The organism is Haloechinothrix aidingensis, from assembly GCF_013450155.1.
In the GTDB taxonomy this organism is placed as follows: Bacteria; Actinomycetota; Actinomycetes; order Mycobacteriales; family Pseudonocardiaceae; genus Haloechinothrix; species Haloechinothrix aidingensis.
Window position 1 is genome coordinate 258,508 of record NZ_JACCKD010000004.1, and the last position, 18,512, is coordinate 277,019.

Here is an 18,512-nt window from a genome sequence, read left to right on the forward strand (position 1 = left end):
CTCCGTCCCAGGTTCCCGAGGAGGCCGTAGTGACGCACGCCCCGAACGTGAGCGCACCGCACCACCACGCGCACGGCCCGCCGAACCGGAGACGGCGGGTTCTGGACACCGCGGCTCCCGTGTTCGTCCGGTTCCCCCGAACCGTCGCATCCACCGCGGTGATCGTGCTGCACGACGTCTCCGGGCTGACCGATCCGGCCGAACGCGCGGCGCGCGAACTGGCACGGCGTGGCCACCTCGCGGTCGCGCCGATCCTCTACCACGACACAGGTGGTCGCGTGCTCACCGGCACGGCCGAGGAGGCCGCCGATACGCTCGCGACGCTGCCGTTGGCGCGGCTGTCCGACGATGTCGCGGGCGCGCTCGACTACGTGCACCGGCGGTGCGGCATCCCGGCCACGGGCACAGCCCTGCTCGGACTCGGCTCCGGCGGATACCTGGCTGCCCGGGCCGCATGTGAGCACGAGTTGGCCGCCGCCGCCGGAGTGCGGCCGTGGCATTCGACCCCGCAACCCGGTGCGCGCCCCTTGGATGAGCTCACCGCGGCCGCCCGGACACCGTGGCTGGCGGTCGCCGGGACCGGGGCCCCGTACCAGGACGCCGACCCCGCCGAGGACGAGGCCGTGCACTTCGTGGAGAGCGCGTTCCGGAGATCCGGCATCTGACCGCCTGGTTCCGTACCACCCGCGCAGCGCCCGCGTGTTGTTGCGGGGCGGTCGAACGTGTGTGCGATATGCTGTGAGTGTGTCGGAGTTCGTGCAGGTGGTTGGTCCGGCCGGGGTGATGTTCGTCCCGGCCGGGCAGGCGCCTGCGGTCGCGTTCACACCGGAGGAGCAGGCGGAGATCCGGTGCCGCACGTTCACCGGCGAGCAGGTCGGTGAGTTGAGTGCGGAGCAGGTGATCGAGACGCTGGCGGCCGCGCGGCGGATTAGGGCGCATACCGATGCGATCGAGGCGCACGCGCTGGCCCGGCTCGACCAGCTACGCGGTGGTGACCGGTATGTGGCCGACGAGGCCGCGCTCGAACTACGGGTGTCGCGGCATACGGCGGCGCTGCGGCTGCACCGGTCCCGCCAGCTCACCCAGCGGATGCCGCGGGTGCTGGCGGCGATGGAGGCCGGGCAGATCGAGGCTCACGCCGCGGGGCGGGTGGTCGAGGCGACCGACACGGTGGAGGACCAGCGGGCCCGCCAGGTGGACACACAGCTGGCCGAGAAACTCGACTCCGGCCGGGTGAGTGCGACGAATCCGGCCAATCTGGCCCGGGCGGCCCGCAGGCTCGTGGAGCAGGCCGACCCGGAGGGGCAGGCCACCCGTGCGCGGCAGGCCCGGGCAGGCCGGAAGGTGGAACTGCTACCCGGCGAGGACGGGTTATCGACCCTGGCGGCGGAGTTGCCTGCCGAGGTGGCGGCCTCGGCCTACGCGCGGATCGACGCGATGGCCCACCGGGCCCGCCACCACGGGGACGCGCGCACCCTGGACCAGTTGCGCGCGGATATCCACGCCACCCTGCTGCTGGGGCAGGATCCCGACGTGGCCGTGCCGGAGGCGGCGACGGTGTTCCTGCACATGCCGGTCGATGCGGCGCTGGGCATGACGGATACGGGCTGCGAACTGTCCGGCTACGGGCCGCTGCCCGCACCCATCGCCCGCCAGATCATGGGTAGCGAGGACAGTGTGTGGCGCAAGGTCCTTACCGACCCCGCCAGCGGCGCCGTCTTGGACGTGGGACGCAGGCGTTACCGGCCCACCACCGCTATCCGCGACCTGGCGGCCGTGCGTGACGCCGAATGCACCGCACCCGGCTGCCACCGGCCAGCCCAGCACAGCGACTACGACCACCTCCACGGATGGGGACGCGGCCAGAACGGCAGCACCGCCGAGGCCAACGGCGGCGCCAAATGCCGCTGGCACCACCGGATGAAGGACCACCCCCACTGGACCCTCCACCACAACCCCACCAACGGCACCAGCACCATCACCACCCCCACCGGACGCCGCTACACCCACCACCGGCACCCACCAACCGCACCAGCTACACCCACCCAGCCCCCAGAACCCAGCGGCACCGACCCACCCGGCGACCCACCCTTCTGAGCCCCGGAGCGGCGACTTGGCCGGTCACCAGGCTCATCCGAGCGGCACGGTCCAGGCGTCGTAGCCGTAGACCCAGTCCGCGTCGGTGGAACTTTTCAACCAGGTGTTGTCGCGCGAGGAGGCCTGGATGCGGCTGGTGCGTTCCTTGCGCGCGCTCTCGTAGCGCTTCAGCGCGACCGGGATGTCCGCCACGTCGTGCTCGTCCAGTGCCCGCGCCAGCACGACCGCATCCTCGATGGCCATCCCGGCCCCCTGCGCCATGAACGGCATCATCGGGTGGCAGGCGTCGCCGAGGAGCGTCACCGCGCCGCTCGACCAGTGCGGCAACGGCTCGCGCACGTACAGCGCCGACTTCATCACCTCGTCGCAGGCATCGAGCAGGGCACGGGCTTCCGGATGGAAGTCCTGGTAGGCGGCACGAAGCTCATCCACGCTTCCCGGCATCGTCCACGACTCGTGCAGCCAGTCCTGCTGCGGTGTCGTGGCGAACACGAAGGTGTCCTGCCCGCGGTTGAGCGGGAACGTCACGATCTGCGTGTCGGCATCCGGACCCCACCACTTGGTGAACACTCCCGTGTCCGGCACCGACAGGCGCGACGCCGGGATCACGGCCCGGTAGGCGACCACGCCGGTGAACGTGGGGTGCTCGGGGCCGAGCAGCGCCGTGCGCACCGCCGAATGGATCCCGTCCGCGCCGATCACGACGTCGGTCTCGGACTCGCTGCCGTCGGCGAACCGCAGGACCGGGCAGGCACCAGCGGTGTCGATCCCGGCGAGACGCTTGCCGAACCGGACCGTGCCCTCGGGAAGCGCCGACTCCAGCGCGGACAGCACATCGGCCCGGTGCATCGTCAGCTGCGGGGAGCCGTAGTGCTTCTCCGCCGCCCCCGACATCTCCAGCCGGGAGGTCTCCTCGCCGGTGTCCCACATCCTGCTGATCCGGTGCGTCGGGCGCGCGGCCGTCTCGCGCAGCGACGCGCCGATCCCGAGCCCGTCGAGCGCCCGCACGGCGTTGGGAGTCAGGTTGACATCGGCGCCTACTCTGGCGAACCGTTCGGCCTGCTCGTAGATCTCCACGCGGTAGCCTGCCGCACACAGCGCCACCCCGGCGGCCAGCCCCCCGATACCTCCACCCACGATGCCGATCACTCGAGAACTCATGTCACCTTCCCTTACCGGATTGTCTTGCGTCGCCGACTCTGGTCGTCACGCGGTGTGGGTCGGGGCCACACCATCGTCCATGTAGGACAGAATGGACTGGTTGAGCCGCTCGGCCAGCTCGGCTCGCATCGACCGTGCGCGGTCCCGGTCCCAGAGGTTGTTCATCTCCAGCGCGTCACTGTCGAGATCGAACAGCTCGCCACCCTGCTGCCCGGCATAGGTGGTCAGCCGCGCGTGCTCGGTGATCAACGTGCGCATCCGGATCGGGCCGGGCAGCCCGGACAGGCCGAAGACCTCGTCCTCCTCGACGAGCAGCGATTCGCGCAGCCGACCGGCAGGTTCGGTCAGCAGCGGGACGAGCGAGCGTCCCTGCATGCCCCGGTAGGCGTCACAGCCGCACAGGTCGAGGATCGTGCTGGCGATGTCCAGCGAGCTCACCAGCGAGTCGCAGGCGCCTGCCGGGTAACCCGGCGCGCGCACGACAAGGGGCACGCGGGTGCATGCCTCGTAGTGCATCGCGTGCTTGAGCATCAGGCCGTGGTCGCCGAACATGTCCCCGTGATCGCTGGTGACGATCACGACCGTCGACTGGTCGAGACCCTGCCGGCGCAGCGCGGCCAGAATCCGGCCCACCGCCTCGTCGATCATGGTGATCATCCCGAACTGCACCGCGGCGGCGACCCGGTACTGCTCCTCGGTCACCGCCCAGCCGGTGAACGGGCCCTGCGGCTGACCGCGCCGGGCGACCATCGCCCGGTAATGCGGCAGCGACCGCTCGTGCGTGTCCCCGAACGACTCCGGAACCGGCACGTCGTCCGGCGCGTACATGTCGTAGAGCCGCTCCGGTGGCGCGAAGGGGTGGTGCGGGTCGGGAAACGAGCACCACAGCAGGAACGGGCGGTCGTCGGTGGACCGGTGCTCCAGGAAGTCGACGCACTCGTCGGCGATGTAGTTCGTCGGGTAGAGGTCCTCCGGCATCGCGGTCTGCCACACCTGTTCCCAGGAGGCGTACGCGCGGGAGGCGTTCGCACGCCCCTGCAGCCTGGCCGGGTCCACACCCTGCTCGAGCAGCCACTGGTAGTAGTGCCCGGTGGCACTCGCGGAGTTACCGCCGGTCAGCCGGACGTGGTCGAAGCCGTAGAAGTCGGGCGGGACCGCCACGTACTCGGCGCGGTGTCGCTCGACGTTCTCCCAGCGGTCCCACCCCTCTTGCCGGGATCGCCGCACCGCGTCCCCGGAACGGTGGTCGAGCCACGCCCCCACCTGCTCGCTGCCGTGGCCGAGGTTCTGCAGGTGTGACTTGCCGACCAGGCCGGTCCGGTAGCCCTCGGCGCGCAGCGCCCTGGCGAAGGTCATGGAGTCGGGGTCCAGGGATATCCCGTTCACGCGCGTGCCGTGGACCGAAGGCACACGACCGGTGAGGATCGAGGACCGGTTGGGCATGCAGATGGGGTTGGCCACGAACGCCCGGTCGAAGCGCATCCCGCCTGCCGCGAGCGCGTCCAGGTTGGGCGTGTGCAGCAGTGGATGCCCACCGAAACCGACATGGTCGGCGCGCTGCTCGTCGGTCATGATCAGCAGGATGTTGGGGGTGTCCTGGTTATTCATGTGTTCCTCCGTGGGGCCGCCACGTCGAGCGACCCGTCCCCTGGCCGTCACCGGGACGCTGTAGTGGCCGTTGTCACACTATAGATGCAACACTCATATCGTCTGCAGTAACAAACTCGCTCGCTTCGGCTCTATGTGAAGTAAGCCTCTTAGTGCTAAAGTTCATAGCGCCAAGATATTTCACCGTCGCCAGCAGCACAAGAAGCAGGAGCCAGATATGCCTCGATCGCGACGCCCCCGTGCCGTCTCCGCCGCACTGGCCGCGGGAGCACTCGCCCTCGCCGGGTGTGGTGCGGGCGCGGATGAAGCAGCAGCGCTCGACGAGACCCCGACCTGCGAGGAGGTGGACCTGTCAGAACCACCAGCCGAGCCGGAGCAGATCCGGTTCGGCGCGCAGCCCGCCAACCAGGAGCCCGCCGCCCTCCAGTACGCCGACCCCGAGTTCGCGGGCGCCGAGCACTACGGCTCCTGGTACACCATCGACGCGGAGATCTACCCGCCCGCCGACCGGCTGGATGCCTTCCAGGCAGGCCAGCTCGACGCGGGCACCGCCTCGGTCCCGCAGCTGGTGCGGGCGGCCGCCCAGGACCTGCCACTGCGCAGCGTCGCGTCGACCACCCTCGAGGCCGGTGACGGTTTCGCCACCGCCTTCGCCGCTCTCGAGGGAAGCGGCATCGAGGGTGTGGGAGACCTGGAAGGAAAGAAGATCGGCATCCTCGATCCCGTCACGTCGACGGCATACTGGGCGCGCAGCGCGGTCTCGTCCGCGGGCCTGGATCCCAACCGGGACGTGGAGCTGGTCTCGCTTCCCGTCGCGGAGCAGGAGGAAGCGCTGCGCTCGGGAACCATCGACATCGCGGTGCTCCCGCAGCCGTTCTACGAGATCGCCGACAGCGCGGGCGGCATCGACGTCGTCTTCGACTCCCGCACCGGGCCCGGTATGGACCAGGAACTGATCCAGGTGTTCTTCGGGACCGAGTTCATCAGCGAGCACCCCGAGGCCTACTGCGCGTGGCGGGAGGACTACCAGGCCGCGGTGGACGCCTACTCCGCGGACCGTGCCGGCGCGCTGCGGGCGATGCACGAGGCCGAGGCGATCCGGGTTCCCGACCTCGATGCGCTGATCGACGCGCAGGACTACGCGCGGCCCGAGGGCGGCGCCATCGACGTCGACAACCTCGATGCGCTGATCGACAACATGGCCGAGGTGGAGTTCCTCAAGCCCAACCAGTCGATCCCCGCTGACGAGCTCGTCCTGGAGGGATTCTCCCTTGTCCGGTAACATCCACGCCCCGCTCACGTCAGGCACCGCAACCATGGACCCACCGGCCGACCAGCCCCAGCTACGGGTCGCGAGCCTGGGCAAGACGTTCAGCCGCAACCGCAAGACCGTGCACGCCTTGCAGGACGTGTCCTTCGACGTGCCACGCGGTCAGTTCCTCAGCATCCTGGGACCCAGCGGGTGCGGGAAGAGCACGCTGCTGCACATCATCGGCGGCTTCGAGCAGGCGAGCTCGGGATCGCTGTTGCTGGACGGGCGGCCGGTCGCCGGCCCCGGCAGGGATCGCGGGATGATGTTCCAGCAGGCGACCCTGTTCCCGTGGAAGACCATCGAGTCCAACGTGGCGTGGCCGTTCATCGTGGACGGCCACAAGCGCGGCGAGGCGCGCGAGCGCGCCCACGAGCTGCTCGCCACCGTGGGGCTGTCCGGTTTCGAGCGGTCCTATCCCGCCGAGCTTTCCGGCGGGATGCGCCAGCGCGCCGCGCTGGCGCGCACGCTCGGCCTGTCGCCCGACATCCTGCTGATGGACGAGCCCTTCGGCGCGCTCGACGCCCAGACGCGCGAGCTCATGCAGGAGGAGCTCACCCGGATCTGGGAACACTCCGGGCTCACGGTCATCTTCATCACCCACGACATCGACGAGGCGGTGTTCCTCGGTGACCGGGTACTGGTGATGGGCGCGCGCCCCGGGCGCATCATCGCCGACGTCGACGTCGAGCTCGGACGCCCGCGCGGCACCACGACGAAGAAGGACCCGCAGATGGCCGAGTACCACTCGCACTTCTGGGAGCTGATCCGGCAGGAGGCGGGCCCGCAGGCCGACCGGAATGGCGGGAGCGATCGGTCATGACCGGCACCGCGCTACACCAACCGCAGGCGGTCGAGCACCGGCAGGCGCGGCAGGGCGTGGCGGCGTCCGAGTGGATGCTGGAGCGCCGCTGGCCGGTCGCGCTCGCCGGGGCGGTGACCCTGCTCGCGCTGTGGCAGCTGTACGGCAGCACGGTCGGCCTGCCCGAGTACATCCTGACGCCGGTGGAGATAGCCCGGTCGGCTGCCGAGCTGACCGCGTCCGGCAGGCTCGTCGAGCTCGCGTCGGCGAGCCTGCGGAGGCTGGTGTTCGGGTTCACCATCGGCACCGCCACCGGCGTGCTGCTCGGGCTGCTCTCCGGGGTGTCCCGCAAGCTCGGCGACCTGCTCGACGGGCCGGTCAGCCTCACCTACCCCATTCCGAAGATCACGTTCCTGCCCATCATCGCGATCTGGCTGGGCTTCAGCGACCCGGCACGCATCATCGTCATCGCGGCCGCGTGCTTCTTCCCCGCCTACCTCAACGCGCACGCGGCCACCCGGTCCGTCGACCAGTCGCTCGTCTGGGTCGCGATGAACGCCGGAGCAGGCAAGCTGCGCACCCTCATGCAGGTTGTGCTACCCGCGGCGCTGCCACGCACCGTCGCGGGCATACGGCAGGCCCTTGCCCTGGCGTTCATCTTCATGTTCGCCACCGAGGCCATCGGTAGCGGGACCGGAACCGACGCGGGGCTGGGCGGCGAGATGTTCGCGGCCCGCACCACCGGGGAGTACGAGGTGCTGTGGGCCGCGCTCGCCACGGTCGCACTGCTCGGTGGGACCGTCGACGCCACGTTCCGGTGGCTGGTCGGCAAACTCATGATCGGACAGGAACTGGAGGCAGGCCGTGGCTAACCCGACAGCGACCGCGACCGCGGCGATCCGCAACGCCTCCCCCGGTCCCAGCCTCAGGCGGCTGCTCGGCATCGCGCTGCTGCTCGCCGTGTGGGAGCTCGTCGCCAACACGAGCGGGACACGCCTGACACCGACGCTGCGCGAGATCGGCACCCGGATCGCGTTCGACCTCGAGACGGGCATGCTGTGGTTCCACGGCAGGCTCACCCTGATGCTGGCGTTCTCGGGGCTGCTGATCGCGGTCGTCATCGGGTGTGCGACGGGGCTGCTGATGGCCCGCAGCCGCTGGGCCGAGGCGATGATGCAGCCGCTGCTCGGCGCGACCTACCCGATCCCGCGCCTGGCGCTCTACCCGATCCTGATCCTGCTGTTCGGCCTGGGAGCGGCACCCAAGGTCACCCTCGTGGTGCTGGAATGCCTCTACCCCATGGCACTCGGCACCTACGTCGGGGCCCGTTCGGTCACCAAGGACCAGCTCTGGTTGGCGCGCAATGTCGGGGCGGGGTGGTTGCGCACGCTGCGCGACGTGACCCTGCCCGCCGCGCTGCCCGCGATGCTGACCGGACTGCGGGCGGCCGCGCCGATCATGCTGATCGTCATCGTGGTCACCGAGATGATCGGGGAGAACCGGGGGCTCGGGTACATGCTGATGCTTGCCCGCGCCAACTTCGAGCCGGACGGCGTGCTCGCCGTCGTGGCCGTACTCGGCGTGCTCGGGTTCCTGTTCGACCGGCTCATCGCGCTGCTGAGCAAGCTGCTGGTGTTCTGGGAGCGGGGCGTGCGGATGTGAACGAACCGGGCGTGCCGGCGAGCAGCGCACGGGAGGCAGCGCCTACCGCAGGCGCCGCTCGGCAGGCTCGCCGGCGCGCACCCGGTACACCGACACGGCGTGGTCGACCCCCTTCACACGCTTGCGCGCGGGCTTGGACAGCCGCAGACCCGGCAGCTCCCCCGCTGCCTCGATGGCCTCGTCACTGGCCAGGACCTGGTTCCCCTTGGCGAGGTCGGTAATCCGCGCACTGACGTTGACGACATGACCGACTAGGTCGTCCCTGGTCACCACCGCGTCGCCGGTGTGCACACCGGCCCGTACCTTCAGGTCCGCTGGCCGCTCCTCGACCAGCTCCACCGCGGCCCGCACCGCGTAACCCGGGTCGGCGAACGTCAACATCAACCCGTCCCCCAGCCGCTTCACCACACGGCCACCCCAGCGGCGCACGATCGGACCCACCACCCGGTGATGCTCGTCCAGCAGCGAGCGCGCAGCCTCGTCCCCGTTCGCGGAGGTGTAGCGGGTGAAACCCTCGATGTCGGTGAACACCACCGTCACGCGCGCCTGCCTGCCGGAGCCGCCGATCGCCGCGCCATCCACCGACAGCACCTGCAGGGCATTGAGCCCGAGGCGGGCAAGGGCCGAGGGCCGCCGCTCCACCGAGCGCTCGAGGAACCGGCGCATCACCTCGACCGGCGCCACCCTGGAGATGGGGCGTGCAGCCGGGTCCTCCAGCCACTTGTGGTCGATCACGCCCATCTCCAGCGCCTGATCGCGGAATTCCGGGTCCTGCTCGACGAGGTCGGCCAGCCGCACGGCGACCACGGTGTTCAGCGAGGCGATCGTGGAGGGTACGACGGAGCTGGCGCGCCGGAACCTGCGCACACGAGCGGGGCGGGACGACCGGAACTTCCGCATGGCTACGACCGTAGCGTGACACGCCGCGCGCCGCGTCACGTCCGGGCGACCCCGGCACGTGGTGATCACCACGTGCGCCGCGCAGAACGGCTCACGGGCCGCTACCCGGACGGTACGATGCAGGAAAATGTGTGGCACGCCACATCGGGTTCCGCAGGCGCAACACGGTACGACCCACGGTCGGCCGGTCGGCGCGCCGGAACGGGCCCGCGGTCGACGATGTTCGCGTGCCGGGATGCAGATGCGAAGCAAGCCGGGAGTGCCACATGAACGAGCTGTTGATCGGTGTCGTCGCCTTCGTCGCACTCGTCGTCGCCTGGGTCTACCTCTCCGGTCAACGCAGGAACCGGCGTGAGCGGGAGCTGGAGGACGCCAAGGCCGAGGCACGACGCTGGGTCGAGCGCCTCGGCGGCCAGGTCCTCTCGCTGACCGGTACCGACATCGCCTCCCAGCAGGCGATCAGCGACGCCTCCGAGCGCTACACGGCGGCGGGCGCACAGCTCGAGCGCGCGGAAAGCCTGCATCAGGCCAGGCTGGTCACCGACACCGCGGTGGAAGGCCTCTACTACGTGCGCGCGGCGCGTACGGCGATGGGCATGGACCCCGGGCCGGCCCTACCCGACGAGGCGGAGCGCGCACGCGCGGGCGCGGTTACCGAGACCCGGGATGTCGAGGTGGAAGGGCATCGCTATGCGGCAGCACCCGGCCCCGGCGAGGACACCCCGCACTACTTCCCCGGTGGCCGTGTCGCGGGCAGGCCCGTGCCCGCCGGGTGGTACAGCGAACCGTGGTGGAAACCCGCGCTCACGGCGGGCGCGTGGGGAATGGGGTCGGTGTTGCTGTTCAGCGCCCTGTTCTCCGGTATGGGCGGGATACCCGGCGCGCAGGCGTGGGAGGCAGGCTACGACGCGGGCCAGGAAGGCGCGCTCGACGGCGGGTCCGGTAGTGACGCGGGCGGCGAGCCCGGCGGTGGTGAACCCGGCGGCTCCGGGTTCGACATCGGCGACATCGGTTTCTGACCAGCCGACCTCCGTCACGCCGCTCGGCACGCGGTACCGGTCACGGTCCCTGGCAGCGCGGGCACCAGTACAGCTTGCGCGCGGCCAGCTCGCGGAGCGCCACCTCGCTCCCGCAGACGTGGCACGGCTGGCCCGCCCTGCGATAGACGTACACCTCGCCACCGTGACGGTCGCGTCGCGGCTGCCGGCCGGTGACCTCCGGCATGTGCTCCGGCCGCACCGTGTCGATCCGGCCGGTCCGTACGCCGTGGCGCATCAGCTCCGCCAGATCGGCCCACATTCGCTCCCAGCGACGCTCGGTGAGCCGCTCCCCCGGCGTCGCGGGGTCGAGGCCGTGCCGGAACAACAGTTCGGCGCGGAAGACGTTGCCGACGCCCGCGAGGACCGACTGGTCCATCAGCAACGCGGCGATCGACGTGCGGGACCGGGAGATCCGCTGCCACGCATCGCCGGGGTCGGAGTCCGCACGCAACGGGTCGGGCCCCAGGCCGGTCAGCAACCGGTCCAGCTCGCCGGGGTCGACGAGCTCACAGCGGATCGGGCCGCGCAGGTCCGTCCAGTGCGTCGGGCCGATGATGCGCATACGCACCTGGCCGACGGGCTCGGTCTCGGGTCGTTCGGCTTCGCTGAACTTCCCGTACAGCCCGAGGTGCACGTGCACAGAGGCGCGCTCACGATAGTGATGCACCAGGTGCTTGCCGTAGGCCTCGGCGCGCAGGAACTCCGCACCGTCCAGCTGTGCGGCCTCGCCTGAGAACCGGCCTTGCGGGCTGGACACCGATACCCGCCTGCCACCGAAACGACGGGTGTGCAGCTCCGCGAGCCGATGCAGCGTGTGGCCCTCCGGCATCGGGTCGTGTCAGGAAGGATCCGGCAACGCGGGCGCCTGACCGGTGCGCTCGTAGGTCAGCAGCTGCTCCACCCTGCGGGCGTGGCGGGCGTCGTGGTCGATCGGCGTCGCCAGGAAGGCTTCCACGATCTCGGTAGCCTCCGCGGTCGAGTGCATCCGCGCGCCGATCCCGATGAGCTGGGCGTGATTGTGCCGGCGAGCCAGCTGGGCCGTCTGCACGCTCCACGCGAGGCCCGCTCGCGCGCCGGGCACCTTGTTGGCCGCGATCTGCTCACCGTTTCCCGAGCCGCCGATCACGATCCCGGCGCTGCCCTCGTCGGCGACGACCCTGCGGGCCGTCTCGATGCAGAACGGGGGGTAGTCGTCGACCGCGTCGTAGACGTGCGGCCCGACGTCGACGACCTCGTGCCCCTGCCCCGACAGGTGCTCGGACAGGTGGTTCTTCAGCTCAAAGCCTGCGTGATCGGCTCCCACATAGACGCGCACGGAAACGAGTTTGCCATCCCGCCCCTGGCGCCCGGGACACGGCCCAGGGGTGTGCTGACTGACGCTTTCAGTCCGTCTGGTGGAGTGAAAGCGTCGTTCAGCACAACACGGTGGGGTGCGATGGTGAGTGAGCACGGAGCCTGGCGTGAGGTCGCCGACGGGGTGCTGGTGCGCCGGTATGCCGAGCTGGAACAGGCACTCGGGCTGGTGATCGGCACGCGGCGATGCCTCGTGATCGACACCGGCCGCGACGAGGTGCACGGGGCCGAGTTCGCCTCGGCCGTGCGCGAGGTCACCACCGTGCCCTGGAGCGTGGTACTCACGCACGCCCATTTCGACCACGCCTTCGGCACGGCGGCGTTCACCCCGTGCCCCGTGTGGGCGCACGCGCGCTGCGGCACCGCCCTGACCGGGACCGCCGAAGCGCAACGCGCCGAATGGACGCGGCACTACCGGCACGAGGCCAAACACGCTTTCGCCGAGGCTCTGCAACGCGCGCGGCTCGAGCTGCCGACGGACACGTTCACCCGCGGCGCCACGCTCGATCTCGGCGATCGGCAGGTGAGGCTGCTCCACCCCGGCCGCGGCCATACCGACCACGACGTGGTCATCCACGTGCCGGACAGCGGTGTCGTGTTCGCGGGCGACCTCGTCGAGCAGAGCGCGCCACCGTCGGTCGGCGAGGACTCCCACCCGGCGGACTGGCCTGCCGCGGTGGACGCCGTCCTCGCCCTGCGGCCGCGGATCGTGGTACCCGGTCACGGCGACCCCGTAGGGCCCGGGTTCGTCGCGGCGCAACGCGCGATGCTGGCCGGTGAGTCCCGCGACACGTAATACTCGGGGTGTGACCGATCCGGCGATGCGTTTCCTCGGGCACTCGACCGTGCGCATGGACCTCGGGGGCACAACGGTGCTCACCGACCCCGTACTCACCGGACGTGTCGGCCCGCTGAGCAGGGTCACCCCGAACCCCGACGCTGGCTCCTACGCGGGTGTGGACCTGGTACTGATCTCCCACCTGCACGCCGACCACCTCCACCTGCCCTCGCTGCGCCTGCTCGGTGCGGACGTGCGGATCGTGGTGCCGCGCGGCGCAGGCACGTGGCTACGCGAACGTGGCTTCCGCCGGGTCGAGGAGCTGGACGTCGGTGGGCAGCTGACCGAACGGGACGTGCGCGTCACGGCGACCCGCGCCGTGCACTCCGGGCATCGCTGGGGACCCCGGCTCACCCACGGGCCGCAATCCCCCGCGATCGGGCACCTGCTCGAGGCGAACGGGTTGCGGATCTACCTCGCGGGCGACACGGGCCTGTTCGACGGGATGTCCTCGCTGGGACCGGTGGACGTGGCGGCGCTGCCGGTCTGGGGCTGGGGCCCGACGCTGGGGCCCGGCCACCTGACCCCGCAGGACGCAGCCGTCGCCGTCGGCAGGATCCACCCCCGCCTCGCGGTACCGGTGCATTGGGGAACGCTGGCCCCGGTGGGTCTGCCCCGCGCCCCTGGGCGGCTGGGTAACCGGATGCGAAGGGCACTGGTCGAGCCGCCGCGCGAGTTCGCCGCCGCGGTACGCCGGGCGCGCACGCCGGGCCGGGTGATCATCCGCGAGCCGGGTGAGCCGGTGCCGGTGCCGGACCCCGGCACCGGCCCGACCTCCGACGTCACCGCTGGATGGACTTGATCTCGCAGAACTCCTCGATACCGTACTTGCCGAACTCGCGGCCGGTACCGGACTGCTTGTACCCGCCGAACGGCGCGAGCGGGTTGAACGCGCCACCGTTGATGTCCACCTGACCGGTGCGCATCCGCCGCGCGACCGACAGGGCGCGCTCGTCGGATCCGGAGAACACCGCGCCCGCGAGCCCGTAGACGGTGTCGTTGGCGATCCGGACCGCGTCGTCCTCGTCGGTGTACGGGATCACACACAGCACGGGGCCGAAGATCTCCTCCTGCGCGATCGTCGCTTCCGGCCGTACCCCCGTGAACACGGTGGGCCGGACGAAGTACCCGGTGTCGCGGTCATCGGGCCGCTCGGGCCCGCCGAACGCCAGGGTCGCCCCGGACTCCACGCCGGAGCGGATGAACCCGACGACCTTGTCCCGCTGGGTCTCCGAGACCAGCGGACCGAGCCGGGTCGAGCCGTCCGCGGGATCACCCGGCTCGTACTTCGCCGCGGCCGCGCACGCCAGCGAGACCGCCTCGTCGTGCAGCGACTCGGGCACGAGCATCCTGGTCCACGCGTTGCAGCTCTGCCCGCCGTTGAGGAACGCGTTCGCCACGCCAAGCTTGACCGCCTTGCCGAGGTCGGCGTCGTCGAGCACCACGTTCGCCGACTTGCCGCCAAGCTCCAGTGCCACCCGCTTGATCGTGTCCGCCGCTGCCGCCGACACGGCCCGCCCGCCACGTGTCGAGCCGGTGAACGACACCATGTCCACGTCCTCGTGCGCCGCGAGCGCCGCCCCGACCTCCGGGCCGGTGCCGTGCACGATGTTGACCACACCGGCAGGAACACCCGCCTCGGTCAGCACGTCGACCAGATGCCGCGTGCACATCGGTGCCACCTCGCTCGGCTTGAGCACCACGGTGCAGCCGGCAGCCAGCGCGGGCGCGATCTTCGCCATGATCTGGTGCAGCGGGTAGTTCCACGGCGTGATCGCGGCGACCACACCGACCGGCTCCCGCTCGACGAGCGAGTTGCCGATCTCCTCGCGGAACGCGAACTCGCCGGAGGAGAGCAGGTCGGCGACCGCTTCCGAGGTCGCGGCAGGCAGGGCGGCCTGCACCTTGGTCGCGAAGGTGATCGGTGCGCCCACATCGGCCGTGATGTCGGCCGCGATGGCGTCCCGCCGTGCCGCGATCCCGCTCGAGATCGCGCGCACCACCTCGGCACGTTCGGCGACCGGACGCGCGGACCATTCCGGGAACGCGCGACGTGCGGCGGCGACGGCGGAGTCGACCTCCTCCCGCGTCCCGGCAGGGACCGATCCGATTACCTCCTCGCTCGCGGGGTCGAACACATCGATGGACTCGCTGGACTCGTACCGTGTCTGCCCGTCGACGAAATGGCCGATCCGCGTGGTCGCTGGCGCCGCCACAGGGCCTCCTCGTGCCTCGTTGATCCCGACTTCGGATACCACCTTGGCACAACGAGCTGGTCCGCGTCAGCGACTACGGCGATCAGCTGAAGTCGAACTCGCCCGTGCGGGTCCGTTTGAGCTCGAAGAAGTCCGGATAACCTGCCAGCAGCCGCGCGCCGTCGAACACCCGCGCCGCTTCCTCACCACGCGGGATCGAGGTCAGCACCGGGCCGAAGAACGCGACGCCGTCGATGTGGATGGTCGGGGTCCCCACGTCCATCCCGACGGGATCCATCCCCTCGTGATGGCTGGTGCGCAACCGCTCGTCGTAGTCGGTGCTCTGGGCGGCCTTGGCGAGGTCATCGGGCAGGCCCACCTCGGCGAGCGACTCGGCGATCACGGCGTCGAAGTCCTGCATCCCCCTGTTGTGCAGGCGCGTTCCCATCGCCGTGTACAGGTCGCGCAGCACCTCCTGCCCCGCGTGCTCGGCCGCGGCGATCGCCACCCGCACCGGACCCCATGTCCGGTCGAGCAGCGCGCGGTAGTCCTCCGGCAGGTCACGCCCCTCGTTGAGCACGGCCAGGCTCATGACCCGGAACCGCAGATCGAGGTCGCGGAGCTGCTCGACTTCCAGGATCCATCGCGAGGTGACCCACGCGAACGGGCAAGCCGGGTCGAAGTAGAAGTCCACCCTGGTCGGGCTCTGCGCATCGTGTTCCGCTGTCAACGGTTCCCCTCTCGGGATCGTGTATACGTCTGATCGAGCGTCCAGAAGTGTCAACACCGCCGCGGGCCGTTGTGTTCCACGAGCGCGACGCGCGCGGCCGCGGGTGGCTGCCCGCGCCGCATACCGGCGTGCGAGGCGTGATGCACATGCATGATTGGATGCGAGAACGACCCCCGACAGTTCGATCCATACCGTGAACCGAGGTGCTTGTGGCCGCTCCGAACCTGACCCGTGACCAAGCCAAGCAACGTGCCCGCCTTCTCGAGGTCGTTTCCTACGACATCGAGCTCGACCTCACCGACGGTGCAAGCGAGCCGGGCTCGGAGACCTTCGACTCGCACACCACGGTGGCGTTCACGGCAGCCGAGGCAGGCACGAGCACCTGGATCGAGATCGTGGCCGCCAGGGTGCACTCCGCGACCCTCAACGGCACCAAGCTCGACGTCTCCGGCTACACCGAGGAGAAGGGGCTAGCCCTCACCGACCTCGCCGAGTACAACGAGCTCACCGTGCATGCCGAGTGCCGGTACATGAACACCGGCGAGGGCCTGCACCGCTTCGTCGACCCGGTCGACGGCAACGTCTACCTCTACACCCAGTTCGAGACGGCCGATGCCAAGCGGATGTTCGCCTGCTTCGACCAGCCGGATCTGAAGGCGACGCACCGCCTCGCGGTGACCGCCCCGCGCGACTGGAACGTGATCTCCAATGCCCCCGCAGCCGCGCGGGAGGATACGCCGGCTGGCGCGGTGCGCACGGTGTTCAGCGAGTCGGAGCGGATCTCCACTTACCTCGTCGCGCTGATCGCGGGCCCGTACGCCGGCTGGCACGACACCTACGTCGAGGATCCCGACCACGGTGCCCCGGCGGATGCCGGGTCCGTCCGCATCCCGCTCGGTATCTACTGCAGGGCGTCGCTGGCCGAGTACATGGATGCCGAGCGACTGTTCGCCGAGACCAAGCAGGGCTTCGACTTCTACCACCGCAACTTCGGGGTGACGTACCCGTTCCGCAAGTACGACCAGCTGTTCGTCCCCGAGTTCAACGCGGGCGCCATGGAGAATGCCGGAGCGGTGACGTTCCTTGAGGACTACGTGTTCCGGTCCAGGGTCACCCGGTACGCCTACGAGCGGCGCTGCGAGACGCTGCTGCACGAGATGGCACACATGTGGTTCGGCGATCTGGTGACCATGCGCTGGTGGGACGACCTCTGGCTGAACGAGTCCTTCGCGACCTTCGCCAGCGTGCTGGCCCAGGCCGAGGCCACCGAGTACACCCACGCGTGGACGAGTTTCGCCAACATCGAGAAGTCCTGGGCGTACCGCCAGGACCAGCTACCGTCCACCCACCCGATCGCGGCCGACATGGTGGACCTGCAGGCGGTGGAGGTGAACTTCGACGGGATCACCTACGCCAAGGGCGCCAGCGTGCTCAAGCAGCTCGTCGCCTACGTCGGCCTGTCGAACTTCCTGTCCGGGCTCAACGTCTACTTCGACAAGCACGCCTGGGACAACGCCACGCTCGGCGACCTGCTCACCGCGCTGGAGGAAGCCTCGGGCCGTGACCTGTCCTGGTGGAGCGCGGAATGGCTGGAGACCACGGGGCTCAACGCCCTGCGCCCCACGTTCTCCGTCGACGAGCACGGGAGGTTCACCGACTTCGCGATACTGCAGTCCGGGGCCCAACCGGGCTCGGGTGAGCTGCGCACGCACCGGCTGGCCGTGGGGATCTACGACGAGGACGGCAGCGGCGGCCTGGTGCGCACCCACCGGGTCGAGCTGGATGTCTCCGGGGAGCGTACCCCCGTCGACGAGCTGGCAGGCGTGCCACGCGGCAAGCTGGTACTGGTCAACGACGACGACCTCACCTACTGCACCATGCGCCTGGACCCCGACTCGCTGGTGACGGTGATCGACAGGATCGCCGATATCGGCGAGTCGTTACCTCGCACGCTGTGCTGGTCGGCCGCGTGGGAGATGACACGGGAAGCCGAGCTCAAGGCACGTGACTTCGTGACCCTGGTGACGCGCGGCATCCACCTCGGCGAGGAGGTCGGCGTGGTGCAGCGCGTGCTGCTGCAGGCCCAGACAGCGCTGAGCTCCTATGCCGACCCGGACTGGGCGAGCCAGCACGGCTGGCCGATGTTCACGGCGCGGTTGCGCGAGCTCGCCGCAGCGGCCGAACCCGGGTCGGACCACCAGCTGGCCTTCGTCAACTCGCTGTCCGGGGCGGTGCTGGACGGGGACTCCCTGGCGATGCTCGCCGGGCTTCTCGACGGGTCCGCTCCGCTGCAGGGCCTGGTCGTCGACACCGATCTGCGGTGGCGGTTGCTGCACGCCCTCGTCGCGCACGGCAAAGCAGGCGACGCCGAGGTGGAGGCCGAGCTGGAGCGGGACAACACCTCGACCGGGCGCAGGCACTACGAGCGCGCGATGGCGCTGCGCCCCACCGCCGAGGCCAAGGCGCGGGCTTGGGAGCGCGCCGTGCACGACGACGAGCTACCCAACGCGGTCAATGACGCGATCATCTCGGGTTTCGGCCATCCCGCGCAGAAGGACCTGCTCGCAGGCTACGTGGACACCTACTTCAACGAGATCGACACGGTGTGGCAGCGGCGGTCGAGCGAACGCGCCCAACCCATCGTGGTCGGGCTGTACCCGTCGTGGTCGGTGGACCGGCGCAGCGTGGAGGTCGCCGACACCTGGCTCGCCGGGGATCACCCGCCCGCGTTGCGCAGGTTGGTCTCGGAAGGGCGTGCCGGCATCGTCCGCGCGCTGGCCGCCCGCGACTTCGATCAGGGTTCGTGACCCCGCGACA

The 18,512-nt window shown here is 70.2% G+C and carries 17 protein-coding genes; 10 read left to right on the plus strand and 7 right to left on the minus strand.

The annotated features are described in order from the left end of the window. The first annotated feature begins 29 nt into the window (after positions 1-29). Positions 30-665 (plus strand): dienelactone hydrolase family protein, encoded by a 636-nt coding sequence (locus tag H0B56_RS12675; protein ID WP_180893224.1) that lies wholly within the window; start codon positions 30-32, stop codon positions 663-665. Positions 666-744: 79 nt separating this feature from the next. Continuing rightward, a complete protein-coding gene (locus H0B56_RS12680; protein ID WP_180893225.1) occupies positions 745-2,097 on the plus strand; it encodes a DUF222 domain-containing protein in 1,353 nt (450 codons plus the stop codon). Between the two features lie 33 nt (positions 2,098-2,130). On the opposite strand, the gene H0B56_RS12685 is transcribed toward H0B56_RS12680, so the two are convergent. Together H0B56_RS12685 and H0B56_RS12690 are read right to left on the minus strand one after the other, a co-directional pair. Next, positions 2,131-3,258 (minus strand): FAD-dependent monooxygenase, encoded by a 1,128-nt coding sequence (locus tag H0B56_RS12685; protein ID WP_180893226.1) that lies wholly within the window; start codon positions 3,256-3,258, stop codon positions 2,131-2,133. A gap of 45 nt (positions 3,259-3,303) precedes the next feature. Continuing rightward, on the minus strand, positions 3,304-4,866 hold the full coding sequence (locus H0B56_RS12690) for a sulfatase-like hydrolase/transferase (protein WP_180893227.1): 1,563 nt from the start codon (positions 4,864-4,866) through the stop codon (positions 3,304-3,306). Positions 4,867-5,083: 217 nt separating this feature from the next. Here H0B56_RS12690 and H0B56_RS12695 point away from each other — a divergent pair, with 217 nt between their 5' ends. Genes H0B56_RS12695 through H0B56_RS22875 form a run of 4 tightly spaced genes read left to right on the plus strand, consistent with a single transcriptional unit; the run spans position 5,084 to position 8,639 of the window. Continuing rightward, positions 5,084-6,148: an ABC transporter substrate-binding protein gene (locus H0B56_RS12695; RefSeq protein ID WP_180893228.1), complete on the plus strand. Its 1,065-nt coding sequence runs from the start codon at positions 5,084-5,086 to the stop codon at positions 6,146-6,148. 34 nt (positions 6,149-6,182) lie between these two features. Then, positions 6,183-6,998 (plus strand): ABC transporter ATP-binding protein, encoded by an 816-nt coding sequence (locus tag H0B56_RS12700; RefSeq protein ID WP_180893229.1) that lies wholly within the window; start codon positions 6,183-6,185, stop codon positions 6,996-6,998. Then, positions 6,995-7,849, plus strand: a complete 855-nt coding sequence (locus H0B56_RS12705) for an ABC transporter permease (RefSeq protein ID WP_180893230.1) — start codon at positions 6,995-6,997, stop codon at positions 7,847-7,849. Before H0B56_RS12700 ends, H0B56_RS12705 begins: the two co-directional genes overlap by 4 nt. Beyond that, positions 7,842-8,639: an ABC transporter permease subunit gene (locus tag H0B56_RS22875; protein WP_180893231.1), complete on the plus strand. Its 798-nt coding sequence runs from the start codon at positions 7,842-7,844 to the stop codon at positions 8,637-8,639. Before H0B56_RS12705 ends, H0B56_RS22875 begins: the two co-directional genes overlap by 8 nt. Positions 8,640-8,681: 42 nt before the next feature. Here H0B56_RS22875 and H0B56_RS12715 read toward each other — a convergent pair whose 3' ends face one another. Next, positions 8,682-9,539: an adenylate/guanylate cyclase domain-containing protein gene (locus H0B56_RS12715; protein ID WP_180893232.1), complete on the minus strand. Its 858-nt coding sequence runs from the start codon at positions 9,537-9,539 to the stop codon at positions 8,682-8,684. A 266-nt stretch (positions 9,540-9,805) separates the two neighbouring features. Between H0B56_RS12715 and H0B56_RS12720 the strand changes: the two genes are divergently transcribed. Continuing rightward, positions 9,806-10,558: a hypothetical protein gene (locus H0B56_RS12720; RefSeq protein WP_180893233.1), complete on the plus strand. Its 753-nt coding sequence runs from the start codon at positions 9,806-9,808 to the stop codon at positions 10,556-10,558. 40 nt (positions 10,559-10,598) lie between these two features. On the opposite strand, the gene H0B56_RS12725 is transcribed toward H0B56_RS12720, so the two are convergent. Continuing rightward, entirely contained in the window at positions 10,599-11,408 is an 810-nt protein-coding gene (locus tag H0B56_RS12725) for an Fpg/Nei family DNA glycosylase (protein ID WP_180893234.1), read from the minus strand. 9 nt (positions 11,409-11,417) lie between these two features. Next, positions 11,418-11,894, minus strand: coding sequence for a ribose-5-phosphate isomerase (locus H0B56_RS12730; RefSeq protein ID WP_180893235.1), 477 nt, complete (start codon positions 11,892-11,894; stop codon positions 11,418-11,420). Positions 11,895-12,017: 123 nt separating this feature from the next. Here H0B56_RS12730 and H0B56_RS12735 point away from each other — a divergent pair, with 123 nt between their 5' ends. Then, positions 12,018-12,728 (plus strand): MBL fold metallo-hydrolase, encoded by a 711-nt coding sequence (locus tag H0B56_RS12735; protein ID WP_343063873.1) that lies wholly within the window; start codon positions 12,018-12,020, stop codon positions 12,726-12,728. A 10-nt stretch (positions 12,729-12,738) separates the two neighbouring features. Then, the gene (locus tag H0B56_RS12740) at positions 12,739-13,572 is read left to right on the plus strand and encodes an MBL fold metallo-hydrolase (protein ID WP_180893237.1); all 834 of its coding nucleotides are present in this window, start codon (positions 12,739-12,741) and stop codon (positions 13,570-13,572) included. On the opposite strand, the gene H0B56_RS12745 is transcribed toward H0B56_RS12740, so the two are convergent. Both H0B56_RS12745 and H0B56_RS12750 read right to left on the minus strand, forming a co-directional pair. After that, on the minus strand, positions 13,553-14,986 hold the full coding sequence (locus H0B56_RS12745; RefSeq protein ID WP_180893238.1) for an aldehyde dehydrogenase family protein: 1,434 nt from the start codon (positions 14,984-14,986) through the stop codon (positions 13,553-13,555). The two genes, H0B56_RS12740 and H0B56_RS12745, sit on opposite strands and share 20 nt — an antisense overlap. A gap of 82 nt (positions 14,987-15,068) precedes the next feature. Continuing rightward, positions 15,069-15,695 (minus strand): mycothiol-dependent nitroreductase Rv2466c family protein, encoded by a 627-nt coding sequence (locus H0B56_RS12750; protein ID WP_180893239.1) that lies wholly within the window; start codon positions 15,693-15,695, stop codon positions 15,069-15,071. A gap of 209 nt (positions 15,696-15,904) precedes the next feature. Here H0B56_RS12750 and pepN point away from each other — a divergent pair, with 209 nt between their 5' ends. Beyond that, positions 15,905-18,502 carry an aminopeptidase N gene (pepN, locus tag H0B56_RS12755; RefSeq protein WP_180893240.1) on the plus strand — a complete coding sequence of 866 codons (2,598 nt, stop codon included), beginning with the start codon at positions 15,905-15,907 and terminating at the stop codon, positions 18,500-18,502. Positions 18,503-18,512: the final 10 nt, after the last annotated feature.